This is a genomic window from Gordonia sp. NPDC057258 (assembly GCF_042668985.1).
Lineage (GTDB): Bacteria > Actinomycetota > Actinomycetes > Mycobacteriales > Mycobacteriaceae > Gordonia > Gordonia hongkongensis.
The window spans coordinates 1-26961 of sequence record NZ_JBHUXZ010000028.1; the positions used below are offsets into that span (position 1 = coordinate 1).

Consider the following 26961-nt stretch of genomic DNA (forward strand, 5'->3'; position numbering starts at 1 on the left):
ACATCGCCCGCGAAGTGTTCCGCGACCTCACCACTGACCTCGGAGCACTTGACAAGCTATAGGACCCTCTCGCTTCGCTCGCACCTCAGGGAGCAGGGGTTGGGTCCCTATCGCTCCTCGCACCTCAGGGAGCAAGGGGCTGGGACCTGCGGTTATGTGGTTCTTTCGCCTCAGGAGGCGGGCGGCGCCGATCGCAGGGTGAGCATCGTGATCTCCGGCGGCGTGAGGACACGGACCGGCGGGCCCCAGGCGCCGGCGCCGCGGGTGGTGTAGATCGTGGTGTTCCCGATCTGGTCGAGCCCGGTGATCGTCGGCTGCTGGGCACGGACGAGGTAGCGGATGGGCCAGAGCTGGCCGCCGTGCGTGTGCCCGGACAGCTGGAGGTCGACACCCAGATCCGATGCCTCGACGGCCTGCTTGGGCTGGTGGGCGAGGAGCAGGGTGAAGTCTTCGGGAGACGTTCCCGCCAACGCCGCCGGGAGGTCGGGCTCGTACGGTTCGGGGGCGGTGGCGTCGTGGACGCCGGCGAGTGTGATGGTCGCGCCGTCGACCTCGATGGGCGCTCGTGCGTTGCGCAGCGTGCGCACGCCGAATTCCTCCCAGACGTCGAGCCACCGGCCACCGTCGTCGGCGTAGTACTCGTGGTTGCCGCTCACACCGAAGACCCCGAGAGGCGCATCCAGATCCGCGAGGGGTTCGAGGGTGTCGCGGACGTTCGGGATGGTGCCGTCGGTGAGGTCGCCGACGAGGACGACGAGATCCGGCTCCTGCTCGTTGACGTCGTCGACGACGCGCTGGGTGAACGACGCGTCACGGGCCGGGCCGACGTGCAGGTCGGAGATCACCGCGATGCGCGTTCCGTCGAACTGCGGCGGCAGGCTCGCGAACGTGGCGTCGATGTCGACGACCTGGGGGCGAGATGCTTCCCACACCCCGTAGCCGGTGACCCCGAGCGCGACCACCACGACCGCGGCCGTGGCGACCCGGAGCTTGCTGAGCCGACGGGCCGCGAACGAGGGGTTGTCCTGCACTCCGGATCGACGTCGCCGGATCCAGCGGACGATGTGTGCGGCGAACGACACGAGGCCCACCACCGCGAGGCCGAGGAACAGGTAGAAGACGGCGGCGAGCCAGATCAGCCCGATCGTGCCGATGGGCCGCGCCCACGACGGGTCGAGCACCCGTCCGGTGGCGAAGCCGATGAGGGCGAGCGCCCACAGGACGACCAGCGCCACGTCGGCGATGATCGACCAGGGGCGCGGCATCGCGGTCGCGCGGACGATGCGCCGATGCAGCCAGAACGTGATGAGTCCGAAGACGACGGCAGGAAACAACGCCACGGGATGGACTCCTGAGGGTGGTGACGGCAGGGCGACGGAGGGCCAGGTGCCCGGTCATGGGCGGATTGCCCCATTCTGCCATCGGTTCGCGTTGGTACCCTCGCCGCCATGGCCGAGGTCCTCATCACCCCGCTCGAGCTGGCCGAGATGCTGCTGGCGACTCCGCCGATCCTGCTGGACGTGCGCTGGCAGCTGGGCGACTTCGATGGTCGGCACGCCTATCGCGAGGGTCACATCCCCGGTGCGGTCTACGTCGACCTCGACTCCGAACTGGCGGCCCCGCCCTCCGGGCCGGTCGGCGGCAGGCATCCGCTGCCCGACGTCGCCGACCTCCAGGAGGCGGCCCGGCGATGGGGGATCGACGACGCCGTCCCGGTGGTGGTCTACGACGACTCCGGCAACCTCGCGGCCGCGCGCGCCTGGTGGCTGCTGCGGTGGGCGGGTGTCGCCGACGTGCGACTTCTCGACGGCGGCCTCGCGGCGTGGCGTGCCGAAGGCCTGCGCACGACGACGGGCGACGGCGGTCGGCCGCGAGCGGGCAACGTGACCCTGAGCCCCGGACACCTGCCGGTCGCGACGATCGACGACGTCGCGGCCGGGCCGGCACACCTGCTCGACGCCCGGGCCGCCGAACGCTATCGCGGCGACGTCGAACCGGTCGATCAGCGCGCCGGCCACATCCCCGGGGCGATCAGTGTCCCGACGGCGGACAACGTCGACACCTCCGGCCGCTTCCGTCCGGCGGAGGAGCTACGACGCCGGTTCGCAGATGTCGGTATCGACGGCGGGGCCGGCTCCGATGTCGTCGTCTACTGCGGTTCCGGGATCAATGCCGCGCACCAGATCGCGGCGCTTGCCATCACGGGGATCGACGCCGCGCTGTTCCCGGGTTCGTTCTCGCAGTGGTCGTCGGACCCGGAACGGCCGGTCGCCGAGGGCGACCGGCCCTGACGGGTCAGGCCGCGAACACCGACAGTCGGGCGGGTTCTTCGACGACCGAGTAGTGCGTCGCGTCGCCCTGGAGAACCTGGCTCGCCTGACCGTGGACGTCGACGGGCACATCGCCGGCGAGGGTGATGCGGTGCAGTTCACGCTGCTGGTTGCCGAAGTCGGCGATGCCGTAGTGCTGCGTGGCGCGATTGTCCCAGATCGCCACGTCGCCCAGTTTCCAGTTCCACCGGAAGGTGTTCTCCAGCTTGGTGATACGTGCCTGGAGGAGCTGGTAGAGGTCGGCGAACTCGGAACTCTTGAGGCCGCGGAACTCCTTGGCGAAGTGTCCGAGCAGCAGGCTGCGTTCGCCGGTCTCGGGATGGACGCGGACGACGGGGTGCAGCGTCTGGTACTCCGAGCTGGTGAACTCCTTGTAGTGCTCGGCCTTGCGGCTGACGTCGACACCACCCGAGGGCTCCTTCTGGCCGACATAGTCGTACAGATTGGTGTGGGTGGCCCACAGCTCTTCGGTCAACGCGCGCAGCGGTTTCGGCAGCTGCTCGTAGGCGGCCACCGTCGACGCCCAGGTCGTCGCGCCGCCGTAGCTCGGCAGCGTCACCGCCCGGAGGATGGACGCCTTCGGGATGCGATCGACGAACGTCACATCGGAGTGCCAGCTGTTCGCGGCGCCTTCGATGGTCAGCAGCTGTTCGCCGCGTGAGGTCACCGTTGGATGCGGCGCGGTGGGATCGCCCAGGAGTTCGGCGAAGGCGTACTGGCTGTCGTCGTCGAGCTGGTCCTGGCCCTCGAAGACGATCGTCTTGTTGATCGCCAGCGCCAGGCGGATGGCCTCCACCTGCTTCGGGGCGAGGTCGCCGCCGAGCCGCACCTGGCCGATGCGTGCCCCGATGTGCTCGCCGAGCTTGTCGACGGTGATCCCCGCGTCGCGGTAGATCTGCTGAGCTGCCTGCTCGCGCTCGGTCCGGTCCTCGATCTGCGCCAGGGTCATCTCTCGTCCTCTTCTCAATGTCGTTTGATGGCAATCGAATTCATCAGACCACCGTGATGGCGGTGCTATCGAGGGAAACGCTCACGGTGATCGGAACGCTTCAGTCCGCCGAGGCCTCCGCCGCGTCGTCGATCTCGCGACGGACATCGGCCGGAACGCGCACCGTCCTCACCGCCCGAGGACCGGTACACCAGGGACCTCGTCGATGCCGTGCCGTTCCCGGACCCGGTCGTGCAACGGGCGCGTCGGGAACGGATTCGATGAGTTTGTCTCAAGCGTCCACCCCGGACCGGGGGTAGATGGTGTGATCGGGTGACCGACGATCCCGGGAGTCGCCATGAGTATTGCCCTGACCGATGACCACGTCGAACTCGCCTCGGTGGTGCGCGAATTCGCCGTCGACCGAAAGGTGCGGGCGCAGGCGCGCGACCGACTCGACGCGCCCGAGGAGGCCAGACCCACGTTCTGGGCGGAGATCGCCGAACTCGGTTGGCTGGGTCTGCACGTCGCCGAGGAGTACGGCGGTTCCGGTTTCGGGATCGCCGAGTTGGTCGTCGTGACAGAGGAATTGGGCCGCGCGGTGGCGCCGGGTCCGTTCCTGCCCACCGTGATCGCCTCGGCGATCCTGACTCATGCCGACGACGAGACGCCTGCCCGCTGGCTGCGGCCGCTCGTCGACGGCACGGTCACCGCGGGTGTGGCGGTGGTGCCGGAACTGACCGAGGCCGGTGGGACGGTCTCCGGTCAGGTCGACGCGGTACTCGGCGCACCGCTCGCGGATCTGCTGGTACTCATCGGCGACGACGATGTGCTGGTGGTGGAGTCGTCGGACTCCGGTGTCGAGGTGGGCGCGCACGCCGATCTGGACCCGACCCGATTGTCGGCGAGGGTGTCGCTGTCGAGTGCTGCCGCCGTCCGTCTGCCGAGACTGGCGGCCACCGCGCTGGCGCTCACCCGGACGCTGGTCGCGGCCGAAGCCGTCGGCGGGGCGCGGGACGCGCTGGACGCCGCGGTGGCCTACGCGAAGGTCCGCGAACAGTTCGGCCGGACCATCGGTGCGTTCCAGGCCGTCAAGCACCACTGCGCGAACATGCTCGTCGGCGCGGAGGCCGCCACCGCGGTGGTGTGGGACGCGGCGCGAGCGGCCGACGAGAACGCCGACGCGCTCGGGCTGGTCGCGGCATCGGCGGCCGCGCTGGCACTGCCCACGTACACGACGAACGCCGAGCTGAACATCCAGGTGCACGGTGGCATCGGCTTCACCTGGGAACACGACGCGCACCTGCATCTGCGCCGCGCCACCGTGCTGCAGGCGCTGTTTGGCGGACAACAGCCGGCTCGTGACGTGTACGAGTTCTCCGCGGGCGGCGTCACCCGTGCCAACAGCCTCGACCTCCCACCCGAGGCCGAGGAATTGCGCGCGCGCGTTCGAGCCGACATCGCCGAGATCGCCGGCGTCGGCGAGTCCGCGCTGCGCGAGAAGCTCATCGACACCGGTTACGTCATGCCGCATTGGCCCAGGCCGTGGGGACGCGCGGCGGATTCCGTCGAACAACTCGTCATCGAGGAGGAGATGGCGGCCGCGGGTGTGAAGCGGCCCGATTACAGCATCACCGGGTGGGTCATCCTCACCCTCATCCAGCAGGGCACGCAGGACCAGATCGACCGGTTCGTCCGGCCGGCGCTGCTCGGGGACGAGGTGTGGTGTCAGTTGTTCTCCGAGCCCGGCGCCGGGTCGGACGCGGCGGCGGTCAGCACGAGGGCCACGCGCGTCGACGGCGGATGGCGCATCAACGGCCAGAAGGTCTGGACCAGCGGCGCCCACCTGTGCCGGCGAGGGCTGGCAACGGTGCGGACCGACCCGGAAGCCCCCAAGCACAAGGGCATCACCGCGGTGTTGATCGACATGTCGGCGCCCGGTGTCGAGGTACGTCCGCTGCGGCAGATCACCGGCGGCTCCGAGTTCAACGAGGTGTTCTTCACCGACGTCTTCGTCCCTGACGAAGACGTGGTGGGCACACCGAACGACGGCTGGGCCGTGGCCCGCGCGACCCTCGGCAACGAGCGGGTCAGCATCGGCGGCGGTGCGCCGGGTAGCGAGGGTGCGGTCCAACAGATGGTGGCACTCGTCCAGGGCTACGGGGACCGGGTCGAGGGGGCGGCGACGAAGGTCGGTGAGTTCCTCGCCGTCGAGGATGCGCTGCGACTGCTGAATCTGCGTCGCGCCGCCCGATCGGTCGTCGGCGCCGCTCCCGGACCCGAGGGAAACGTGACGAAACTGCTTCTCGCCGAGCATCTCAGCGACCGCGCGCACCTGGCCGCGGAATTGCTCGGACCCGACGTCGCGTTCTCGTCCGGTCCCGGCAAGCTGGCCGGCCTGCTGATCCTCGGGGCCCGCGGGATGTCGATCGCCGGCGGGACGTCGGAGATCACCCGCAACCAGATCGCCGAACGCATCCTCGGCTTGCCGCGCGACCCGCTCATCCGCTGAGCGCCCAGAGCTTGCGGAGGGCGCGTCACGAAGGGTCTCGCAACCCGCCTCACCAGGACCCTTCGTGACGCTCGCAAGCTCGCTCCTCAGGGAGCAGGGGGTGGCGCTCGCAAGCTCGCTCCTCAGGGAGCAGGGGGTGACGCTCGCAAGCTCGCTCCTCAGGGAGCAGGGGGTGACGCTCGCAAGCTCGCTCCTCAGGGAGCAGGGGGTGACGCTCGCAAGCTCGCTCCTCAGAGAGCAGGGGGTGACGCTCGCAAGCTCGCTCCTCAGGGAGCAGGGGGTGACGCTCGCAAGCTCGCTCCTCGGGGGCGGTCACCGTCGCCCGGGCGGCCGATCACCGGCCGGGCGCAACGCCCACGACGGCACCCAGTGCGTGACCTTCTCCTGTCGGTCCTTCGAGGTGATCGTGTAGGTGACCTTGCCGTACCAGGCACCCCATTCGTCGCGCCCCCACTCGGTGAGGACGCCGAGGTGCACCGACCGGATCTGTAAACCGTCGGGGTGGTACTCGCCGCTGAAATGCGGTGCATTGGGGTAGAGCGCGCCGAGGTCGATGAGCACTGCCTTGTGGCCGACCCGCACGAAGGCGGGCCGGTGTGGTTGGCCGTTGTCCCCGCCAATCCACTTCATGCCCACTCAGTCAGTTTCGCACGTGTGTTCGAGCAGTGTCACCCTCGGTCGGGTCGGCCGGGCCGCCCGGCGGGAACTAGGGTGTCACGATCGCGAAATCGGGATCCGGGTCGTCCAGGTAGCCGGCGAGTTCGCCGAATGCACTCGGATCACCGTCGACGCCGACGTCGCCCGCTTCGACGGCCGTACCGAGATCCACGAGCCCGAGGAGCAGCGTCAGCAGGGTCTGCTTGGTCAGGGTGAACGTGGCTGCGACGCGGTCGTCAGCGCTTGCCTGATCCACGTCGAAATGGACCAGGAGGCCGTTGCGCAGCTCCGACCGGTGGCGTCGGTCGGCGTCGGTGATGTGCCAGTCGAGGACGAGGTGGGCGTCCCAGGCCGCCGGCCCGTCGACTCGCAGGGCGACGGCGTCGAAGAGCTGATCGACCGACAGGGCGGCGACGATGTCCGTGGCCGCCGTCGTAGTCGGCGTCCCGACGGGTCCGTGGCGCAACTCGTACGCCCCCATGAGGTAGAAGTTGCGCCACGTGCCGTTCTCCGAGCCATAGCCGAGCTGTTCGAGCGTGTCCGCTTGGAGACTCCGCGCCTCCTCGTGCGCCGGGTCGGCGAAGACGACGTAGTTCAGGACCTGTGCGACCCAGCGGAAGTCGCCCGCCTCGAACGACCGGCGGGCCTTCTGTACCACCTCGTCCGCGCCGCCCATGAACTCGACGTGCCGCGTCGCGGATTCCACCGGCGGATGTTCCCAGAGGTGCGCCGGATTCCCGTCGAACCATCCCATGTAACGCTGGTAGATGGCCTTGACGTTGTGGCTCACCGAGCCGTAGTAGCCATGTGTGTGCCAGGCGTTCTCGAGTGCCGGGGGCAATCGGATGTCCTCGGCGATCTCGAGACCGGTCCGGCCCTTGTTGAGCTGCCGAAGGGTCTGATCGTGGAGGTATCCGTAGAGGTCGCGCTGGAGGGACAGGAACTCCGTGAGCTCCGCGGTGCCCCATGTCGGCCAGTGATGCGACGCGAAGAGCACGTCGGAGCGCGCCGCGAAATCGTTGATCGCCTCTGTCAGGTAGCGCGACCACACGTGCGGATCACGGACCAGGGCACCCCGCAACGTGAGCAGATTGTGCAGGGTGTGGGTGGCGTTCTCGGCCATACAGAGCGCGCGCATCTGCGGAAAGTAGAAGTTCATCTCGGCCGGTGCCTCGGTGCCGGGCGTCAGCTGGAATTCGATGGTGACCCCGTCGATGGTCTCGACCTGTCCGGTGGTGGTGATGTCGAGGGTCGGGGCGATCAGGGTCGCCGTGCCGGTGGACGTGGACTGGCCGAGGCCCGCGCCGATCGCACCGCGCGGGCCCCTCGGCAGCGCGGCCCCGTACATGTACGCCGCGCGCCTGCCCATCGCCGTTCCCGCGTAGACGTTCTCGGCGACCGCGTGCTCGACCATGCCTGCGGGCGCGATGATCTGGCACTCGCCGGCGTCGACGGCCTCCTGGGTGGTGACTCCTTTGACGCCGCCGAAATGATCGATGTGCGAGTGCGTGTAGATGACGGCGGTGACCGGACGATCGCCACGATGCTCCCGATAGAGGCGGAGGCCGGCGGCCGCGGTTTCCTGTGAGATCAGTGGGTCGATGACGATGACGCCGGTGTCGCCCTCGACGACGGTCATGTTCGACAGGTCCAGGCCGCGGATCTGGTAGATCCGATCGGTCACCTCGAAGAGGCCTTGTCGGGCAACGAGACCCGACTGCCGCCACAAGCTGGGATGGGCGGTCGCAGGCGCCTCCTCGGCGAGGAAGGAGAATTCATCGCAATCCCACACCGGCTTCCCGTCCTGGCCGGCGATGGCGGGGGGATCGAGTTCGGCGACGAGTCCGCGCGTGGCGGCGTCCAGGTCGTGGGTGTCCTGGAACGGGAGGTGATCGTGGGCGGACGAATTCGCCTGTGCCACAGCAGGGGATGCGTCTCGAGAGAGAGCCATGTGCTTGACCTCGTCGGTTCTCGGTTGAGTGCGTACGGTGACGTTCTCGGTGAGCGATGCGTACGTACCACTCTGTCAGAAGCGCGGATGCCTCGCCGGGGTTCGGCACGCTCAGTTGACACCCGACCGCTCGCCGACGGTGTGGACGACGACGACCTCGGGGTCCCAGGGGACCAACTCGTCGACCGTCGTTTGGAGCTCGTCGATCGGCGGCAGGTCCTGTGGGGCGAGCACACTGACGGTGACCGTACTGCCGGTCCAGCTGACACCGGTGACCTCGGACGAGTCGTTCCCGCCCGATCCGAGCCACGACTCCGCCGCGGTCGCGATCTGCCGGGACCACAGTGACGAGAGCGAGTTCGCGACCATCGGGACGGTGACGACGACGAGAGCTACGGCCAGTGCCGCGTAGGCCCGGCGTCGAGGGGCCCTCGGATGTTCCGCACCGGCGAGATCGGCGGCCTCTCGGCCATAGCCTGCGATCGTCAACACGACGAGGCTCGTGATGATCATCGCGACCACGTTCGACGCGAACAGCACGAAGGCGCCCAGTGCGAGCGACGGGGCTCCCGACCCCAGGCAGACGCCGACGACCCCGAGTGGCGGCACCAGGGAGATGGCGATGGCCACGCCGGGCAGCACATCACCGACGTCGCGACGGGTGATGGCGATCGCGCCGACGAGGCCGGTGGCGAGGGCGGCCAGGAGGTCGACGAGCGTCGGTGACGTCCGGCCCAGCACCTGTGAGTTGGAGAGCACGTTCGTCGGATTGGGTAGCAACTGAGCGAACACGACGCCCAGGATCGTCACCAGGATGACCCCGGCGATCACGTAACCGACACTCGCGAGCATGAGTCGACCACGGCCGGTGGCGATTCCGAGTCCGATGCCGAGGATCGGTGTCGACAGCGGCGCGACGATCATCGCCCCGATGACGGTCGCCGTGCTGTCGGCGACGACTCCCGAGACCGCGATGACGCCGGACAGCGTGAGCATCAACCAGAAGGCGCTGCGTTTGGCGGTGCGGTCGCCGACGGAGAAGTCGAGGCGCTCGACGATCTCGTCCAGGCTGCGACGCTGTGAACCGGGGATGAGGGAGAGCACGATCGGAGCCCCTTCGTCTCGAGGTCCTCTGAAAGTACCCGTTCGCGGTCCGCTGTCCAGCAGAGTCGGCGCAACCGTGTGACCATGGATGAACGCCGGGGAAAGCACAGGGGGCGAACATGGATCGGTTCACCGGATGTCTGCTCGCCGGTGCTGCCGGCGACGCGCTGGGCGGGGCAGTCGAGTTCTCGACTCGGGACGCGATCCTGGAGAGGTTCGGACCCGCGGGCATCACCTCCTACTCCGAGGCGTACGGCGGCCTCGGCACCATCACCGACGACACCCAGATGACGCTGTTCACTGCGGAGGGTCTGCTGCGCGCCTGGGCCCGCGACTGCGCGGGAGGCATCTCCTGCTACGCGGCCACGACGGCCCGCGCATACCTGCGGTGGTTCATCACGCAGGGCGGCCATCCGCGGCACGGCGTGCTGGCGACGACCGAACGGTCCAGCTGGCTGGCAGGGCACCAGCAGATGCACAGCCGACGGGCACCCGGCACCACCTGTCTCGAGGCGCTCCGGGTGACCACTCGTCCGGGCGTCCCGGCCGACAACGACAGCAAGGGCTGCGGAGGTGTCATGCGGGTGGCGCCGGTCGGTTTGTTCGCGGCCCGCGCGGACTGGTCTGCCGCAGGCACTTTCGACCTCGCGACCACACTCGCGGCGCTCACCCACGGCCATCCCTCCGGTTCGCTTCCCGCCGGCGTTCTCGCGGTCGCGGTCCGCGAGCTGATCGACGGAGCCGGCCTGCCGGAGGCGCTGGCGACGGCGAAGGGCATCCTCCGGGATCGGGCCGGTCACGAGGAGACCCTTGCCGCACTGGAGGCCGCGGAAGTCCTCGCCGGTTCGGGCCTGTCCCACGAGTCGGCGATCACGCGCCTCGGCGGGGGCTGGGTCGGAGAGGAGGCGCTCGCGATCGCCGTCTACTCCGCGCTGGTGGCCGACGACCTCGAGGACGCGGTGATCATCGCGGTCAATCACGACGGCGACTCGGACTCCACCGGCGCGATCGCAGGCAACCTGCTGGGTGCGCGCGACGGGGTCGAGGCCATCCCGCCGCGCTGGCTGGAGCCCCTCGAACTGCGCGACGTCATCGCCGAGATGGCGGGCGATCTACACGAGTTCGTGGACTGGGACATCACCGAGACCGATGAACCGGCCGGGTCGGGCAGTTGGGTCGAGAGGTATTGGGGACCCCGTCCGGGGGCGACCCCGGACCTTCGCCCCGTGGGCTGAGTTTCCGGCGCGACCGGCGCCATCGTCGTCACCCGCCAGAACGTGGCAGGTCAGCGCCTCGGCGTCGGGGCGACGAGGTGCGCAATACGACGGCCACGACGGGGTTGCCCGATGGTCACAGACGTCGGTTTGAGTTCTCCCCATGGCAGTCGCTCTGAGATCCGACCGTGGAATCCGTGTGCTCACAGGCGCTTCCGGGGTCGGGTTCATTCTCGCCATCTGCGGCTCGAATGCGATGACGCCACTGCTCCCGGGATACATGGACACCCATGAGTTCGGGCCCGCCGCGGCGTCGGTGCTGTTCGCCACCTACTTCATCGCCCTGATCATCATCCTGTTGATCTCGGCTCGCGGCCCGCTCATCCGGCACAGCCGCACGGTGTTACCGCTCGCTCTCCTCGCGGCGATCGTCGGCGACCTCCTGCAGATCGTCGGCGCATCGGTCGACGTGCTGCTGTTCCCGGGACGGTTCCTCACCGGGGCGTCGGTGGGCCTGAGCACGGGCGCCGCCGCGGCGATCATGGTGGCCGCCAGCGGCGAACGGGGTCGTGCGTTCATCGCCTCCGGTTCGCTCATCGGCGCCGGAAGCGGGCTGGTCGCGGCCATCGCGATAGCCGTGTTCCTGCCCTGGCAGCTGGTCACGGTGTACGCGATCCACGCCGCGGCGACCGCGGTATGCCTGATCGTCTTGCTCGTCGGTCTGCGTCTGGCTCCCGGTTTGCTTGCGTATGGCAATGATTCGTCGACGGACGATGGCTCAGCGCCGCAGTCGACACACGCTCACACCGGCGACCTCGACGTCCACAACGGCGACCTCGACGTTGCGGGTACGCGTCGTCGAGATCCCGGTGCCTATCTGGTCGGCGCGCTGGCGTGGGCGATCGGGACGCTCGCGGTGGGCGCGATGCCCGCCGCGATCCTCGCCACCGGAGCGAGCGACTCGCTCCTCGTGGCCCAATGCGTCGGTGGCGCATGTCTGTTGGTCTCGATGGTCGCGAGTCTCGCCGGCGTGGGGGTGCGGCTCGTGACGACGCTACCGGCGGTCGGCGTGCTCATGGTCGTCGGATGGTCGACGGCGGTGGTGGGTCTCGTCCTCGGCCGGCTCGACGTGATCGTCCTGGGTACGGTCGTCGGCGGGATCGGTCAGGCCGGGGGGTACCGAGTGGCGCTCGCCGCTGTCACCCGCGGTCTCGGCGCCGTCGAGCAGGGCCGTGTGGCATCGCGGTTCTCCGCCTTCGCCTACAGCGGTGCGGGTGTGATGGTGGTGCTCGACGGTGTCGCCGGCCAGGCAGTCGGGACCCTCGGTGGCGCCATCGTCACCGGCGTCGTCTACGCCGCGGTCGCGGCCGTCGCCATCGGTTTGGTCGTTCGACGAACCTTTCCGCGCCCCGATCCGAAAGTCCGCAGTACCGCAGGTGTGATGGCGGCTCCCCAGAATCGATGACTGGGCCGATACGCGCCGGCGACCGACAGACTTCAACTCGACCGGCAGACTTCGATCGAGGTCTAGGAGTCGAGTTGAAGTCTGGCGGTCCGCAAGCTCCACGCGCACCTCGGGGAGCCGGGGGTGATCGGGGTGCTTCGCTCCCACCCCAAGCACATTCGCGGCGCAAACCGGACACCTGTGCCTACCTTGGATCACATGACACCCACACGCATCTCCGGTCCGATCACCTGGCTTGCCGTGTTCCTGGCGGTCGCGCAGGTGGTCGCGCCCGTGGTCCCGTTCTCCGGTTTCGGCGCCTCGCCCAACGAGTCGACCACAGATCTGTTGATCACCCCGGCGGGCTACACGTTCTCGATCTGGAGTCTCATCTACCTGCTGTCGATCGTCTTCGCCATTGCCGTGGTGCGGAAAGGTGCCACCGGGACCGACGACCCGCGGCGTCTGCTCATCGACCTCGAAGTCGCGTTCGCCGGCGCTGCGCTGTGGATTCTGGTGTCGGCCGCGGAGTGGACGTGGGTGACACCGATCGTGCTGACGGTCATGACGGTGGTCCTGCTCGACGCCGCCCGCATCGCCGCGAGACCGGCCGACGACGCGGCGCCCCGGTGGCTCATCGTCCTGACCCGCATCCTCGTCGGTGTCTATGCGGCCTGGGCCACCGCGGCGGTCTTCCAGAACTGGGCCGCCGCGATCGGTGCCGACCTCGCCGATCCGCAGTCCCTGGGATGGCAGCTGACCATCCTGCTCGCATGCGCCCTGCTCGGCCTCGCCGTGACCGCCGCCGTCGGGTCGGTGCTCGTCGCGTACCCGCTCACGCTGATCTGGGCGCTCGTCGGGATCATCGTGGCCGCCGAGGGCGAGACAACGGCGGTCGTCGGCGTCGCGATCGGGACGATCGTCGCGCTGGTCGTGACCACCGCGGCAGTGACGGTACTGCGGCGTCGGGCGGGTGTGCCCGCTCCTGCTGCGGCACGATAGCCGGGACCCATACTCGAGAGGCGGACCATGACCACCACTGTTGTCGCCGGGAACCCGAAGCCCGGTTCGCGCACGCGATGGCACCCGATCTGCTGCTCAAACCGGTCCTGGTGGAGCTCGGAGCGGTGTGCCCGGCACCCGGTCTGTACCTGATCGACTCGACCTACACCACCGATTCACGGATCGCCGACTACACCGACCGCTGGTCGTCGACGCTCGTGCGGTCCTGGCCCCGGTGAGCCGGTACCACCGCATGAATCCCCGACTGCGCCGCTGACGCGATCATCCGCTCGGTGAGTTCGGAATCGGCCTGTGCGCGTTGCGGATCGGCCAGGTCGCGGTCCCACATCGTGCGGCCACCCACCACGACCTCGCGTAAGTTGCGCAGTCCGCAACCGAGCACGTAGGTGGCGACGGGGTCCCAGATCGGGCCGAGGTGGGGGGACCGGGGATCGACGACGAGGAAGTCCGCGAACTTCCCGACCTCCAGCGAACCGACCTTGTCGGCCACGCCCATCGCCGACGCCGACCCGAGCGTGTGGAGGGTGAGCATGTCGACGGGGGTGAGAACCTCGGCGTCGCTGTGCTTTCCGCGCTGCAGGAACAGCCCGGTGCGCATGTTCTCGAACGGGTCCGACACGTCGGTGCACGACTGGTCGTCCACACCGACGCCGACGGTCACCGAATCCCGGAGCAGGCGGGGGATGTCGGCGATGCCGGAACCGAGCCGACCGTTCGACATCGGCTGCCACACCACCGCCGACCCCGTGTCGCGCACACGCGCGACCATGTTCTCGGTCGGGTGCACGAAGTGTCCGAAGGCGAAGCCGGGGCCCAGAACGCCTGCGGCATCGTACCAGTCGAACTTCGACTGCTGGATCTCGATCTGCTCGGCAGTCTCGACGAAGTGCGCCTGATTGGTGATCCCGTACCGGTCCATCAGTGCCCGTTCGCGTTCGGCAGTCGCCTGCGACGACGACCATTGCACCGAGCCGTAGACCGAACCACCCAGATCGAGGTCGCGGTCGACGGTCGTCAGGTGGGTCATCACCTCGTCGAAACCGGCGAACGCGGCGTCCTCGCCGAGTTGCTCGTCGTCGAGTCGCACACTGGTGACGAATCGGATCCCGGTGGCCGCCAGGCCGTCCACCTGCGCGGTGACGAACTCCGGAGAATGCACCCGAGCCGCCTTGAGGACGGACTCCTCGTAGTCGAAGAGTGCCAGGACGCGGGACTGGGTGAAGTTGTACACGGAGGTGATTCCCGAGGACAGGTGGTCGAGCCCGCCGGCCAGCGTCATCCAGTACAGGTCCTCCGCCTCGGCGCCGAGCAGCATCGTGCTGTTCAGCGTGACCCATTCATAGAGTGGGCTGTTGGGCGCCACCCCGCGCATCCCGCCGGTGTAGATGTGACTGTGTGCGGAGACGAAACCGGGAGCGAGGAAAGCGCCGTCGAGGTCATGACGAGGCGACGGCGCGTCGGCGGGCGGGGAACCCTCGCCCATCCCGGAGATCCGGCCGTCATCCCCCACCGACAGCCAGCCCCAGAACCAGGGCTTGTCTCCGTCGACCGGCAGGATCAGCGCGTTGTGGTAAGTGCCGGTCATCCCGGTAGTACCTCCGATTTCCAGTGATTGTCGTTGCGGGTGAACCGTACTCGTTGCGACGGCCCGTCCGGGTCGCCCCGCCAGAAGGTGATCTCCCGCAGGTCGACGGCGAACCCGGTCCAGGTGGGCGGTGCGGTCAGGCGTGGATGGGACGCATCGAAAGCGGCCCACCGCTGCCGTCGTTCGTCCGGCGACAGCGCGGCCAGGTCGTCGTCGTTCAGCCACGCCAGCAGCTGAAGATAACGGGACCGCCGCGAGTACGCATGCAGCAGTTCGTCATCCGGCGCACGACGGACATCACCGTGCGCAACGACCTGCCGGCCGACGGCGGGCCAGGCGATCGCCACCGAGGCGCGGGGATTCTCGGCCAACTCGGCGACCTTCGACGACCTGGTGTCGGTGTGGAAGTAGACCGCCGTGTCGTCGGCCTCGGTGATCAGCACATGCCGGACCCGCGGATACCCGTCGCGGCCGCAGGTGGCCAGCGCCATCAGCGGACGCGGCTCGTCCGGTGCGGGCAGCCAGCGGTGCAGCAGCGCCATGGGGTCGACGGCGAGCTGATCCGCGCTCGCGCAATCGGTTCCGAACCCGGTACCGCTGGTGATCAACGCCCCACCCGGCCCGGGTCGAAGGTGGCGATCTCCGGCAGCGCGGCGACCAGGTCCTCGACGCGCTCGTCGAAAAGCTTCGCGCCGATCGAGGCGTCGGCTCCAGTGGGGTCGCCGATCACCCCCGACTCGGCGAAATCGGTGGACAGCCAACCGAATCGGACGGTGCCGGCGAAACCGACGTGCCCGGCGTCGGCGACCGCGTCTGCCACCGTCGCGACCGCCTTGTCCATGTGCACGAGATCCGGCCGGAGGTGCAGCATCATCGAGGTCTCCGCCCAGCCCGCGTGGATGCCGAGTCCGCGCTCGGTGGGACCGGGGTGACCCGGGCCGGAGGAGAAGAAGGTCTGCAGGTCGAACCGTCGTCGGAGTTCGCGCGCGGCGACCTCGATCAGTGCGGAGTTGCCGCCGTGCGCGTTGAGGAACAGCACACGACGCGCCGGGGTCTGAGCGAGCGACGCCCCGATGTCGACGATCGTCTCGAACAGGGTGCTCGCCCGCAGCCAGATCGTGCCCGGGAGCCGCGAGTGCTCGTCGGATTTGGTGTAACCCAGCGCCGGCAGGAGCCAGACATCGTGCCCCGCGGCGGCACCGCGGTCCACGACGGCCTCGGCGACCGACTCCGCGACGATGAGATCGGTGGCCAACGGCAGGTGCGGGCCGTGCGGTTCGATTGCGCCCGTGGGTAGTACGAGAATCGAGTCCCGCGACAGGGTGGTGCCGATCTGTTCGGTGGTCAGCTCGGCATAACGCCGATGCGCGGCCGGGCGCGTCGTCCTGGTGGTCACCGTGTTCACATCCACCTTCCGGGATTGAGCAGACCCTTCGGGTCGGTCTGGTGCGCCAGCGCGCGGACGCGCTCGGCATCGAGATCGACGTACCACTGGTGCGGGGAGTGGACGCCGACCCCGAGATCCTCGAGTGCGGCGACGCCGTCGATGACCTGCTGCGGACTGCGGTAGATCCCGTTGAGCATCCCGAACATCATCTCGTGGCCGACCTCGAGATGCAGCATGCCGCCCTCGTACACCTTCTCCACCTCCTCGAGCCGGGTGACGAGTGCGTCCCCGCGTACCTCCATGTGGAACCACCTGTCCGGCTGCGACTTCTGTAACCACCACGTCGGGTGGTTGTAGGACAGCGTCGACAGCTTGACCGTCTCGGCGATGCCCTCGCGGACCGCTTCGACGCGGCCGCCGGCGGCGACGACCAGGTCGGTGGTCTCCGCCAATGCCCGGGCGTCGATGATCCCGCGCACGCTGGCGCGACCGCGGACGAGCGCGGGGTCGTCGGGCAGCGCCCCCGTGATGACGGGGCCGTCCGCGGACAGCAGACGCGGCTTCGGTTCGACCGCCGCCAGTCGGAGCGCCGCGTCGAACGCCTCGCGTGTGGAGCCGAAACTCGCGTACACGCAGCGCCATTCCTGCAGCGGTTCCACCCGGACGGTGGCGCCGACGATGATGCCGGCGACCCCGTAGGTGTGCACGAACGGGGTCGCGTCGTCGCCCTCGAGATGGACCACCTCGGCCTCGCCGGTCGCATGGACGACATCCAGTGCGTCGACGAACCCCTGATGGTTGCGGCCGTGCACGATCGTGCCGGTACCGGCCGAACCTCCCGCCAGGAACCCGCCGAGCGTCGACTGGACGGTCGACGGGTACATCCACAGCTGGCTGCCGTGCGACCATGCGGTCTGTTCCAGGTTGATCATCCGCGCGCCCGCCTGGGCGGTGACCGAACGGTCGGTGACGTCCCCGATCGCGGTCAGCGACGTCATGTCGAGGACGAGTCCGCCGAAGCGCGGGATGACCTGGCCGTAGTTCCCGGTTCCCTTGCCGCGCGTGGTGATCGGTACGCCGCGGGCGACCGCCGCGCGGACGATGTGGGGCACCGCGTCGGCCGTGCGTGGGTAGCACACGAGATCGGGTCGGCCGAGATCCTGCGCCGACAGGATCGGACTCATCCCCGAGCCGTCGCGGGCCGCGCGTTCGAGCGCGCGGGGAAGTGAGCTGATGCCACGCGGGCCGACGATCGCGAGCAGGTCGTCGGCCAGCGCATCGACGTCCTCGGGGCCGAAGTCGGGGCGTCCCTCGTCGGTACCGACCGCGACCACCGGAGCGGTCATGACGGCAGGCCCACCGAGGTGTCGATGAAGCGGTTGGTCGCGATCGCCTCGGGCGTCAGGCCGTCGGCTGCGGGCGTGCCCTGCTCGGTGAAGATCGGCCCGGTCACCTCCATCACCCGGGCGACGCGCGCGGTGTCGAAGTTGCCGATCGTCGTGTCGGTGCCGTTGCTCACCAGGTTGAGGTCGGCCATCGTCTCCCGCGCGTAGTCGGCGTTCCGCTGGGAGTACACCCACCCCGTGTCGTACTGCTCGACGGCGTCGAGGATGACCGCGTCGGCCGCCTGTGGCGACGCCAGGTAATCGACCGAACCGCGCTGCAACACCGGCACCAGCTGCTCGAGGCAGGCGGCGTTCTCCTCCAGTGCGTCCGAGCGAACCGCCACCGACGACTTGTAGGACGGGAAGCCGACGTCGTGGATCAGCTGGTACTTCACCGGCTTCTGCCAGCCCTCCACCTCTTCCTGGTAGACCTGCGGCTCGGAGCTGGCGAACCCCTGCTGGGCGGTCTTGCCGCCGTCGGAGACGAAGTTGGCCGGCGACCCGTCGTAGCTGCCGTCGACCTGCGCGGGGGAGAGGACGCCCGACCCGGTCAGGTAGTCCATGTAGGTGGCCCCCTCGAAGTACAGGACGCGTGCGTTCGCCGCCTTGAGGTCGGCGATCCCCTGGACCTGCGGGTAGGTGGCGGGATCCCACATGATCATCTGCGGACTGATGTCGAGCGGTGCCATGACCGCCGTCGTCGGGTTGTCCTTCGAGTTCTGGATGGCCTGATCGGTGTCGACGTAGCCGAGGAGGATCTCCGGGTCGGAGTACATCTGCGAGGTCACCGACTGGAAGCCGATGGCGGGTCCGCCGGCCCGGATCTCGATGTCGACGCCGGTGTATTGGCCGCGGTCGAAGAGCGGACCGACGACGCGCTTGTTGCCGGCATTGATCGTGGGGTCGGGGCCGAGGAGTTGGTAGAGGTGGCCGTGTTCGGCCTCCGGGTTCCAGTCGGTCTGGATGACGACCTTGTCGGGACAGTTGGCGCTCAGGTCGACCGGGCCGACCGCCCCCGTGTAACCGGAGGATTCGGTGCTCTCCCCGGAACTGCATGCGGCGGTGAAGGCGAGGGCGGCGGCGACGACGGCGACACCGGTGGTCTTGGACAGGCGACGCCAGACGGGTGTGTTCATGAGATGAGTTCCTTTTCGGGCTGAGAGATTTCGGAAGTTGAATGGAGGATCATGGGGTGTCGACGACAGGGGACCCACCCGCTGGTTGAGCCGGCACCGAGCGCAGCGAGGAGCCGAGTCGAAACCACCCGGCGAGAGGTCAGGTCAGTGCTGGTACCAGCGTCCGACGATGCGGTTGCCGAGCCAGCCGAAGAACCAGAAGACGGCCACGCCGAGAAGTGAGGCGAGCACGATCGAGGCGAACAGTTCCTCGGCTTGCAGTCGTGACCGGTAGTTGTCGATCAGGATGCCGATGCCGGGATTGCCCTGCTTGAAGAAGAAGTCGCCCACGATGGCGCCGACGACCGACAGGCCCGCCGAGATGCGGAGACCGGCGAAGATGGCCGGCATGGCGGCGGGGAACTCCAGCTTCCGCAGGATGGTGACGCGGCTCGGATGGTGCAGGGCGAAGAGATCCCGCATCTGCCGGTCGACCGATCGCAGGCCGAACAGGGTGTTGGAGACGATCGGGAACAGCGAGATCAGTACACACACGAAAACCCGTGCACTGAAGCCGAATCCGAACCAGAATCCGACCAGGGGGACGAGCGCCAGGATCGGGACGCACTGCAGGACCACGGCATACGGGAAGAGGGCATTCTCCATCAGCCGCGACTGCGACATGATCACCGCCCACGTGATGCCGATGATCGCGGCGATCGCCAGGCCGGTCAACGCGACAGTCGCCGTGCGGCTCAGGGCCTCCCACATCGCCTGGGCGGAGTCGCCCAGCAGTCCGTCGGTGACGACCTGGTGCGGGGGCGGCATCAGGAATCGACGGCCGGGATCGAGCACCGCGTAGCTGACGAGGTACCACGCGCCGATGACCAGCGCCAGCACGACGAGCGGTGCGGCGACTCCGACCATCTTCGACCGGGAACGGCCCCGTCGACCCGTGCGCGCGGCCACGGCGAGCTCGGTGGTGGACCCAGGGTCGGGTGTACCGCCCTTGCCGGTTTTCGGGGCCCGCACGCCCGGGGCGGTCTCGGTGCCGGTATCGGGGGCGCTCATGAATGTGCCTCTCGGAGTGCGCGGGAGATCCGGCCGGCGATCGCGCCGAACTCCGGCTCGAAACGCAGATCGGGCGACCGGGGATAGTCGAAGGGGACCTCGATCTCGTCGACGATGGTTCCCGGGCGTCCCGACATCACCAGGACACGAGTGGACAGGAACGCCGCCTCGGCGACCGAGTGGGTGATGAACAGGCCGGCAAAGCGTTTGACGGCGAACAGCTCGGTCAGGTCGGTACCGAGCCGTTCGCGGGTCAGTTCGTCGAGTGCGGCGAACGGTTCGTCGAACAGGAACAGGTCGGGATCGAGCGTCAGCGAGCGGGCCAGCGACACCCGCATCCGCATGCCGCCGGACAGCATGTGCGGCAGGTGCTTGTCGAACCCGGTCAGCCCGACGGTTTCCAGAGCCGCGCGAACCCGCTCGCGCCGTACGGCTTTCGGTGCACCATCGAGCTCGCCCAGCAGTGCGACGTTGTCGGCCACGGTCCGCCACGGGAGCAGGGTGGCGTCCTGGAACACGTAACCGATCCGTTCGGCACCGCTCTGCAGGTAACCGTCGGTGATCGTCTCCAGTCCCGACGACAACCGCAGGAGGGTCGACTTGCCGCAACCCGATGGGCCCACGACGCTGACGAACTCGCCCTCGCGCACGGTGAGGTTCACGTCGCGGAGGGCGTGGGTGCCGTCCGGATAGGTGAGCTCCACGTGTTCGAAGCCGACGAGCGGGTGACCGAGTGCCGGTCTGGGGGTCGTTGCTGGTGAACTCATCATCTCTCCATGCCGACGGGGGACAGGCCCAGCGGTGATGCTGCGGCTGAGGACATTTCGGCCGGCGATGCTGCTGCCGGGGACGTGAACGCGACCGGGAACGCCGTCCAGGTCGTGGACTCGGTGCGTGCGACCGGGGCTCCGTTCACGATCACGACCCGGTCGGCCGGCGCGGTGGCGATGACCTCGGCGAGATCGGCGCCGCGGATGGCGACGAGGTCGGCGCGGGCTCCGACGACGGGGCCCGCGGGCTCCAGTCCGAGCACGGCACGTGCCTCGGAGGTGACCAGATCCGTTGCGGTGTCCGGGTTCTGATGCGCCGCGGTGATCAGCAGGGCGGCGGTCTCGAGGGGGTCGGCCCGGCCCACGGGGTTGAACGGGTCGCGGATGTTGTCCGCACCGCCGGCGACGCGGACGCCGTGGTCGCGCAGCACGTCGATCGGCGTGATGCCTCGTCGCCCCGCGGACGGTCCGGATCGGCCCTGGAGGTACAGGTTCGTCACCGGCAGTGCGACGACCGAGACACGGGCCCGGGCGAGCGCCCGCGCGACCCGTTGCAGATCGTCGGCGGCCAGGGTGTCGAGGCGGCAACAGTGGCCGGCCGTGCGTATCCGGTCGTCGGGCCAGTCGGCGACGCGGTCGGCGAAGGCCTCGATGGTCAGGTGGTCGCCGTCGAGGAATTCATCGACGTGCAGATCGGCGCCGCTACCGCGCGCTTCGGCGAGGTCGAGCAGTCTCGTGAGCTCGGCGAGCGGGTCGTCGGCGATGTGCGGGGCCCCGCCGACGAGGTCGACGCCGGCGTCGAGCGCGGCCTCGATGTGCGCGGTGGGCGTGAGTGGGCTCGCCAGGACCGCGACCTGGATGTCCATCAGTCCGCGCAGGTGCTCTCGGACCTCGGTGAGCACGCGGACGGCTCGCAGTGGGTCGTCGTGCGAGAGCACGTCGGCGTGGGTGCGCACCGCGGTGATGCCGTTGCGCAGCATGGACGAGGTCGCCCGGAGAGCGCGCGTCCGGAAGGACTGCTCATCGAGGGAGACACTGCCGGCCCGCCAGGAGGCGATCGCGGCGTTGAGGTCGCCGCTCGGCGGTGACAACTCCGGCCACGACAGGGCCTTGTCCAGGTGGGCATGGGGTTCGGCGGCGGGTGGGAGCAGCAGGTGGTCGCGGAGATCCAACCATTCGGCGGGATGCGGGGCATCGGGAGAGAACGGTGAGACGGCGCGGACGCGGTGGATACCGTCGGCGTCGGCGGACAGCTCGACATCGACCACTGACCCGTCGGCCAGTGAACCGGTGATGCCCGGCACGGGCGCTGTCTGCGGAGTCGGCATTGATGACACTTCCTCGAGGACATCGAAATGGCGTGCGACGGTGCACGACTGGGTCGGTGGTCCCGCTGTGGCTGGGGTCGGCGGGGGTGGGGCGGTTCGTGATACTTGTTGATCACGTCAACACGTCCGAATATAGGAATGCGCTGTTGCCACGACGTTAACCAGCGCTGCGGGCGTGTAACCATCGGTTCTGCAGGAAGGGTGTGAGCCACATGGCGCTCGACGAGCCGGACGTCGCGCAGGTGTCGCTGGGTGCCGAGATCCGCCGACGACGTAAGCAGCATGGCCTCACGTTGACGAATCTGGCTGCGCAGGCCGGTATCTCGCATCCGTTCTTGTCGCAGCTCGAGCGCGGATACGCGCGTCCGAGCATGACGACCCTGGAACGGATCGCCAGGGCGCTGGACACCACCCAGGTCAGTCTGATGCTGGCCGCGGACCCTGCGCACGTGGCGGGGGCACCGTCTCCGGCACCCGTCGGGACGCAACTGGTGCGTGCCGGCGAGGGCGCGGTCCTTCCGCAGGCCGGCGACAACGCCGGATACGCCCGGTTGCTCGTTCGAGGGGACGCCGCGTTCTTCCCCCAGGAGCAGTTGTTGAACCGGCGGGACTACGGCGAGTACTTCCAGCACGAGCAGGACGAGTGGTTGCATGTCGTCGACGGCGAGGTCGAGGTCGACCTCGGCGACGGAAGTCTCCTCGAATTGCGAAGAGGCGACAGCCTTTACTACGCTGGCGGCATTCCCCACCGGTGGCGGCTCACCGGTTCCGAGGCCGCTCGGCTCGTCGTTGTCCAGGCGTCAACGCAGGTGTCGGAGATCCGCGACGGTGGGGGTGGTTCCCGTGGCTGGGAATCCCGGCGGAGATCGTAATACCTAGGAGATCTCCGATGTCTGTGTCAGCGAACGACCTTCGAGATGGACTGCGTGTCCGTGTGGTGTCACGGCGCCGGCTCGCCCGTCGGGTGGACGAATTCGTCCTCGCGCCGGTCGGTGTCGCCGCGCTGCCGTCGTGGACCGCTGGATCGCACGTCGATCTGCACACACCGGCCGGCCCGGTCAGACAGTACTCGTTGTGTTCCTTCCCTGACGACACGAGTACGTACCGGATCGCCGTCGAGCGGCGGATCGACAGCCGGGGCGGTTCGGACTCCGTGCACGACGACATCCAGGTGGGCGGCGAGGTGTGGATCAGCCCGCCGCGCAATCACTTCGCGCTGACACGTGCACTCGGTTATGTGTTCGTGGCCGGTGGTATCGGCATCACCCCCGTCCTCGCCCTCGTCGACGAGGCCCGCCGTACCGGGCGGCCGTGGCGGCTCGTCTACGTCGGACGGTCCCGGGCGGAGATGGCCTTCGTCGACGAGATCGAACCCAGGTACCCCGGACTGGTCACGATTCACGAGTCGGCCCACTCGGGGCGCCTGGATCTCGGTGGCGTCTTGGCCGGGCTCGCCCGCGGCACCGCCGTGTACACCTGCGGACCGCCGTCGATGCTGGAAGCCGTTGCGCAAGTGTGTGAGCCGCAACCGGCCGTGGATTCGTTCGCCGAGAAGTTCACCGCCACGACGACGCAGTCCGCGGCTGACGCGGAGTTCGAACTCTCCCTTGCCTTCTCGGGCGTGACGGTGACGGTGCCGCAGGATCGCACCATCCTCGACGTCTTGGACGGACGTGGGGTGGTGGCGCCGTCGTCGTGCCGCGAAGGTGTCTGCGGAACCTGTGAGACGGGGGTGGTCAGCGGCGAGGTGGACCACCGCGACTCGATCCTGTCGCCGGAGGAGCGGTCCGAGAACGAATCGATGATGATCTGCGTGTCGCGGTGTACGAGCGGTCGTCTGGTGCTCGAGCTGTGACGGTCACGGTGCTCACCGGCGCCGTGGCGGTCCTACGTGACGCGTCGATGGTCACGCGCGATCCGGTCGTGGTCGACGACCGGCGGATCGGGGCCGCGGTCGGCGGCCGGGCCGCCGCGGACGAGGTCGTCGACGTCTCGGGGTGCGTCGTCACGCCCGGTCTCGTGAACGCGCACCACCATCTGCTGCAGACCGCGTTCCGGTCGCGTCCGGAGAGCCGGTCGGTACCGATGCCGCAGTGGCTCGGCCTGATGGCGCAACGCTATTCATCGGTCGGTGTCGACCCCGAGCTCGTCGCCGCGGCAGCGGCTGCCGGGCTCGCGGAATCCCTGCTGTGCGGTGTGACCACGGTCGCCGACCATCATCTGACCTGGCCCGGTGGTCAGGACCCGGTCGCGTTGGCCGGAGGGACCATCGATGCCGCCGCACGGGTCGGTGCGCGATTGGTCTTCGTCCGGGGCACTGCTCGCGACGACCCGCAAGCCGCAGCCACATCGGTCGAGGACATCCACCGAACCCATCTGGGTGCGGGGGCAACCGGCACGAGCGCGGACGGGATGCTGCAGCTGGCCGTCGGCCCGTCCGGCGTGCACAGCGACGGGCCGGAGACCTTCGCGACGCTCGGCGAGGTCGCATCCCGACTCGGCCTGCGTCGTCGTACGCAGGCGAACGAGCAGGTCGATGTGCAGGTCGCCGCGGAACGATATGGGCGGCGTCCCCTCGAGTTGCTCGACGAGTGGGGTTGGCTCGCCGACGACGTCACGCTGGCGCATCTGTGCGAGATCACCGACGACGAAGTGGCTCTGGTCGCGCGATCGGGAGCGTCTGCGACCCACGCGCCCGGGTGCGACGTGCCGATGGGATGGGGCGTCGCGCGGGTTGCGGCGCTCGTGTCCGCGGGTGTGCGGGTGGGACTCGGCACCAGCGGCGGCGGGAGCAACGATGCCGGGCACCTACTCGCCGATGCCCGCCTGGCCGTTCAGGTCTCGGGATTGATCGGTGAACCGGTCACCGCCCGTGCGGTTCTCGCGATGGCATCCGAGGGTTCGGCGGGCGGTCTCGGCCGCACCGAGCTGGGGCACCTGCGGCCCGGTGCTGCCGCCGACCTCTGCGTGTGGGACTGCTCGGACGTCTTCGACGCCGGGGTCACCGACCCGGTCGACGGCCTGCTGTGGGCCGGCCCGGGCCGGCGACCCCGCGACGTCATGGTCGCCGGCCGGTGGGTGGTACGCGACGGAGAACTCGTGACCGCTGATTCACGTTCGCTCGCAGCCGAACTCCGTACGTTGCTGGACCAGCGGCAGCGTTCTGCTCCCTGATCCGAAAGAACCACAGAACCGCTGGCCCGTGGGGTGCAGCGACGGCCTCCTTCTGCTCCCTGTGGTGCGAGCGAAGCGAGCCACGAAGGGCTTCGCAACATGCCTCACCAGGCCCTTCGTGGCTCGTCGCTATCGCTCCTCACACCTCAGGGAGCAATGGGGTCGCTTCTTTCGGATCAGCAAGCAGGGGCTGGCTCGCCCGCCGTCAGGAAGTGGCCGTCGCACACGGCGGTGCGGGTGCGTCCTGGGACAGCGGCTTGTTCAGCGGCATGAGGTACAGGACGACAAGCACGACAGGGGTGGTCCCGAGATTGGTTCCCTCGTGGGTGTTCGCCTTGCCCCCGGGTTCGGCGATGATCTCGCCGGTCCGGTACACCACCGGCTTGCAGTCGGAGCCGGGGTGGGTAAGGGTGCCCTGCCGGACCAGTCCGTAGAGCGGGCCGTCGTGATAGTGCCACCCGGTGGTGCCGCCGGGGGCGATGGTGATCTCCCGGACCTCCACGTGTACGCCGTCGGGCACGAAGGGTAGGAGGTCGGCCGGGATGTCCGCCTTGGCCAGGCTGACCGCCGAGATTCCGGACGAGGGCGTGGAATTCGCCGTCCCCGACGACATCGCGAGCGGCGTCAGGAGAGCGGCCGCGGCGGCGAGCGTCGCGACGGCGGTGCGCAGGAGTGGTGTCATCGTCCGACCGTACGTCGGGCCGACGCACCTCATACCCGATTCGTCCGATTCTGTTGTGCAACAGTCCTGGACGATTGACCCGAACGGTCCTGGGTACAGAGCGGTGTGCATACGATGACGGGACCGAGTCGGTGATGATTCGGTACGAACTCGAGGAGCCGCGGATGTCTCGCTTGCCGAATGTCGTGGTCGTCGGCGTCGCCGTCCTGTCCATGGTGATGGGCGTGGCGGGTGTGCTCGTGCCCTCGGCGGGAACCGCGGCGGCGGACACCCTCACCGGTGTCCGATACGCCAAGGCGACGGCCGGCGCGCCTTACCGGGAGACCTGGGTGTCGCCCCGCAATCTCGTGGTGTCGGTGTGGTCACGGTCGATGCAGACCCAGGTCCCGTCGCTGGTCCAGACGCCCGCGAACCGGAACCAGGCCGCACCGGTGATGTACCTGCTCAGTGGATCGTCCGGTGGCGAGGACAACGACGACTGGACGCACGCCACCGACGCCAACGCGTTCTATGCCAACAAGAACGTGTGGACCATGACCCCGATCGGCGGTGCCGCGAGCTACTACGCCGACTGGCGCCGCGTCGACCCGGCCGCGAACTTCCGGTTCGGCGTGAAGACGTCGCGGCCCCTGCGGTGGGAGACCTTTCTGACCTCGGAGCTGCCCGCCGCCTTCGAGAACACGCACGGGGGACGATCCGGCCCGGGACGCTCGCGCGGTGTCGCGGGGATCTCGATGGCGGGTACGGCGGTGCTGCGGATCGCCGAGAACCACCCGGGGTTCTACCGGGCGGTGGGCTCCTACTCGGGATGCGCCGACACCGCGTCGCCCACCGGGCAGTTGCTGTTGCGCAACGTGGTGTTCGTCCCCGGACTCGCCGACGCCAGCAACATGTACGGTCCGCCCGGGGACCCGCAGTGGGCAGCCCAGGATCCGGTGATCAACGCCTACAAGTTCGGGCGTCGCACCCCCGCCCTGTGGATCAGTGCGGCGACCGGATTGCCCGGTGCGCACGACAATCTGTCCGACCGGCGGATCGCCGGCAACGTGGGGGAGCTCGCCGAACAGGTCGCGGCCGGCGGATTCGCCGAAGCGACCGCACGCTCGTGCACGGTGACGATGGCAAACCGCCTCGCCGCGCTGCGCATCCCGGCCGTCGTCCGGCTCCCGGCGACCGGTACGCATTCCTGGGGGTACTGGGAGGACCAGATGCATGAGTCCTGGCCGATGTTCGCCCGCGCGCTCGGGGCGTGACGCCGCGGGAGATGCACCGCGGACGGCGGTCGTCGTCGACCGCCGGAC

23 protein-coding genes and 1 pseudogene are annotated in these 26961 nt (G+C 68.9%); 10 read left to right on the forward strand and 14 right to left on the reverse strand.

Annotation, left to right across the window (positions count from 1 at the left end; translation table 11 throughout):
* Nucleotides 1–170: 170 nt before the first annotated feature.
* On the reverse strand, nucleotides 171–1340 hold the full coding sequence (locus ACFUEJ_RS17740; RefSeq protein ID WP_165629569.1) for a metallophosphoesterase: 1170 nt from the start codon (nucleotides 1338–1340) through the stop codon (nucleotides 171–173).
* 108 nt (nucleotides 1341–1448) lie between these two features.
* Here ACFUEJ_RS17740 and ACFUEJ_RS17745 point away from each other — a divergent pair, with 108 nt between their 5' ends.
* On the forward strand, nucleotides 1449–2291 hold the full coding sequence (locus tag ACFUEJ_RS17745; protein ID WP_165629570.1) for a sulfurtransferase: 843 nt from the start codon (nucleotides 1449–1451) through the stop codon (nucleotides 2289–2291).
* A 4-nt stretch (nucleotides 2292–2295) separates the two neighbouring features.
* On the opposite strand, the gene ACFUEJ_RS17750 is transcribed toward ACFUEJ_RS17745, so the two are convergent.
* Nucleotides 2296–3279, reverse strand: a complete 984-nt coding sequence (locus ACFUEJ_RS17750) for a TauD/TfdA family dioxygenase (RefSeq protein ID WP_065632420.1) — start codon at nucleotides 3277–3279, stop codon at nucleotides 2296–2298.
* A gap of 337 nt (nucleotides 3280–3616) precedes the next feature.
* Here ACFUEJ_RS17750 and ACFUEJ_RS17755 point away from each other — a divergent pair, with 337 nt between their 5' ends.
* On the forward strand, nucleotides 3617–5770 hold the full coding sequence (locus ACFUEJ_RS17755) for an acyl-CoA dehydrogenase (RefSeq protein ID WP_388030878.1): 2154 nt from the start codon (nucleotides 3617–3619) through the stop codon (nucleotides 5768–5770).
* A gap of 312 nt (nucleotides 5771–6082) precedes the next feature.
* On the opposite strand, the gene ACFUEJ_RS17760 is transcribed toward ACFUEJ_RS17755, so the two are convergent.
* The 3 genes from ACFUEJ_RS17760 to ACFUEJ_RS17770 form a co-directional block, all read right to left on the reverse strand.
* Nucleotides 6083–6400, reverse strand: coding sequence for a hypothetical protein (locus ACFUEJ_RS17760; protein ID WP_010842754.1), 318 nt, complete (start codon nucleotides 6398–6400; stop codon nucleotides 6083–6085).
* Nucleotides 6401–6476: 76 nt separating this feature from the next.
* Nucleotides 6477–8378 (reverse strand): alkyl/aryl-sulfatase, encoded by a 1902-nt coding sequence (locus ACFUEJ_RS17765; protein WP_388030882.1) that lies wholly within the window; start codon nucleotides 8376–8378, stop codon nucleotides 6477–6479.
* Between the two features lie 111 nt (nucleotides 8379–8489).
* Nucleotides 8490–9482, reverse strand: coding sequence for a TIGR00341 family protein (locus tag ACFUEJ_RS17770; protein WP_065631445.1), 993 nt, complete (start codon nucleotides 9480–9482; stop codon nucleotides 8490–8492).
* A 119-nt stretch (nucleotides 9483–9601) separates the two neighbouring features.
* Here ACFUEJ_RS17770 and ACFUEJ_RS17775 point away from each other — a divergent pair, with 119 nt between their 5' ends.
* From ACFUEJ_RS17775 to ACFUEJ_RS17790, 4 genes and pseudogenes are all read left to right on the forward strand, one after another.
* Nucleotides 9602–10717, forward strand: a complete 1116-nt coding sequence (locus ACFUEJ_RS17775; protein ID WP_388030884.1) for an ADP-ribosylglycohydrolase family protein — start codon at nucleotides 9602–9604, stop codon at nucleotides 10715–10717.
* A 178-nt stretch (nucleotides 10718–10895) separates the two neighbouring features.
* On the forward strand, nucleotides 10896–12161 hold the full coding sequence (locus ACFUEJ_RS17780; protein ID WP_280360185.1) for an MFS transporter: 1266 nt from the start codon (nucleotides 10896–10898) through the stop codon (nucleotides 12159–12161).
* A 198-nt stretch (nucleotides 12162–12359) separates the two neighbouring features.
* Nucleotides 12360–13142 (forward strand): MFS transporter, encoded by a 783-nt coding sequence (locus ACFUEJ_RS17785; protein ID WP_338855877.1) that lies wholly within the window; start codon nucleotides 12360–12362, stop codon nucleotides 13140–13142.
* A 68-nt stretch (nucleotides 13143–13210) separates the two neighbouring features.
* Nucleotides 13211–13381: pseudogene (locus tag ACFUEJ_RS17790) on the forward strand (NADPH-dependent oxidoreductase); the annotation flags it as partial.
* Here the strand turns inward: ACFUEJ_RS17790 and ACFUEJ_RS17795 are convergent.
* The 8 genes from ACFUEJ_RS17795 to ACFUEJ_RS17830 form a co-directional block, all read right to left on the reverse strand.
* Nucleotides 13333–14748: an amidohydrolase family protein gene (locus ACFUEJ_RS17795; RefSeq protein ID WP_338855876.1), complete on the reverse strand. Its 1416-nt coding sequence runs from the start codon at nucleotides 14746–14748 to the stop codon at nucleotides 13333–13335. The pseudogene ACFUEJ_RS17790 and the gene ACFUEJ_RS17795 overlap by 49 nt on opposite strands.
* The gene (locus tag ACFUEJ_RS17800; protein ID WP_338855875.1) at nucleotides 14745–15356 is read right to left on the reverse strand and encodes a pyridoxamine 5'-phosphate oxidase family protein; all 612 of its coding nucleotides are present in this window, start codon (nucleotides 15354–15356) and stop codon (nucleotides 14745–14747) included. The genes ACFUEJ_RS17795 and ACFUEJ_RS17800 overlap by 4 nt, the downstream gene beginning before the upstream one ends.
* Nucleotides 15353–16153, reverse strand: coding sequence for a creatininase family protein (locus ACFUEJ_RS17805; RefSeq protein WP_058249771.1), 801 nt, complete (start codon nucleotides 16151–16153; stop codon nucleotides 15353–15355). The genes ACFUEJ_RS17800 and ACFUEJ_RS17805 overlap by 4 nt, the downstream gene beginning before the upstream one ends.
* Nucleotides 16150–17481 (reverse strand): FAD-binding oxidoreductase, encoded by a 1332-nt coding sequence (locus ACFUEJ_RS17810; RefSeq protein WP_058249772.1) that lies wholly within the window; start codon nucleotides 17479–17481, stop codon nucleotides 16150–16152. The genes ACFUEJ_RS17805 and ACFUEJ_RS17810 overlap by 4 nt, the downstream gene beginning before the upstream one ends.
* Nucleotides 17478–18656, reverse strand: a complete 1179-nt coding sequence (locus tag ACFUEJ_RS17815) for an ABC transporter substrate-binding protein (RefSeq protein WP_226514082.1) — start codon at nucleotides 18654–18656, stop codon at nucleotides 17478–17480. Before ACFUEJ_RS17815 ends, ACFUEJ_RS17810 begins: the two co-directional genes overlap by 4 nt.
* A gap of 144 nt (nucleotides 18657–18800) precedes the next feature.
* Nucleotides 18801–19706, reverse strand: a complete 906-nt coding sequence (locus ACFUEJ_RS17820) for an ABC transporter permease (RefSeq protein ID WP_338855872.1) — start codon at nucleotides 19704–19706, stop codon at nucleotides 18801–18803.
* Entirely contained in the window at nucleotides 19703–20473 is a 771-nt protein-coding gene (locus ACFUEJ_RS17825; RefSeq protein ID WP_338855870.1) for an ABC transporter ATP-binding protein, read from the reverse strand. Before ACFUEJ_RS17825 ends, ACFUEJ_RS17820 begins: the two co-directional genes overlap by 4 nt.
* A complete protein-coding gene (locus tag ACFUEJ_RS17830; RefSeq protein WP_388030891.1) occupies nucleotides 20473–21804 on the reverse strand; it encodes an amidohydrolase family protein in 1332 nt (443 codons plus the stop codon). Before ACFUEJ_RS17830 ends, ACFUEJ_RS17825 begins: the two co-directional genes overlap by 1 nt.
* Before the next feature lie 212 nt (nucleotides 21805–22016).
* Here ACFUEJ_RS17830 and ACFUEJ_RS17835 point away from each other — a divergent pair, with 212 nt between their 5' ends.
* From ACFUEJ_RS17835 to ACFUEJ_RS17845, 3 genes are read left to right on the forward strand one after another with little or no spacing between them, the layout of a single operon-like run.
* Nucleotides 22017–22676, forward strand: coding sequence for a helix-turn-helix domain-containing protein (locus ACFUEJ_RS17835; RefSeq protein ID WP_226514079.1), 660 nt, complete (start codon nucleotides 22017–22019; stop codon nucleotides 22674–22676).
* Between the two features lie 17 nt (nucleotides 22677–22693).
* Nucleotides 22694–23659, forward strand: a complete 966-nt coding sequence (locus ACFUEJ_RS17840) for a PDR/VanB family oxidoreductase (protein ID WP_226514078.1) — start codon at nucleotides 22694–22696, stop codon at nucleotides 23657–23659.
* Entirely contained in the window at nucleotides 23656–24978 is a 1323-nt protein-coding gene (locus tag ACFUEJ_RS17845; protein ID WP_338855868.1) for an amidohydrolase family protein, read from the forward strand. The genes ACFUEJ_RS17840 and ACFUEJ_RS17845 overlap by 4 nt, the downstream gene beginning before the upstream one ends.
* Nucleotides 24979–25183: 205 nt before the next feature.
* Here the strand turns inward: ACFUEJ_RS17845 and ACFUEJ_RS17850 are convergent, their stop codons facing one another.
* Entirely contained in the window at nucleotides 25184–25660 is a 477-nt protein-coding gene (locus ACFUEJ_RS17850; protein ID WP_338855867.1) for a cupin domain-containing protein, read from the reverse strand.
* A 164-nt stretch (nucleotides 25661–25824) separates the two neighbouring features.
* On the opposite strand from ACFUEJ_RS17850, the gene ACFUEJ_RS17855 reads away from it, so the two are divergent.
* Nucleotides 25825–26913, forward strand: coding sequence for an alpha/beta hydrolase (locus ACFUEJ_RS17855; protein WP_388030897.1), 1089 nt, complete (start codon nucleotides 25825–25827; stop codon nucleotides 26911–26913).
* The last annotated feature ends 48 nt before the right edge of the window (nucleotides 26914–26961 follow it).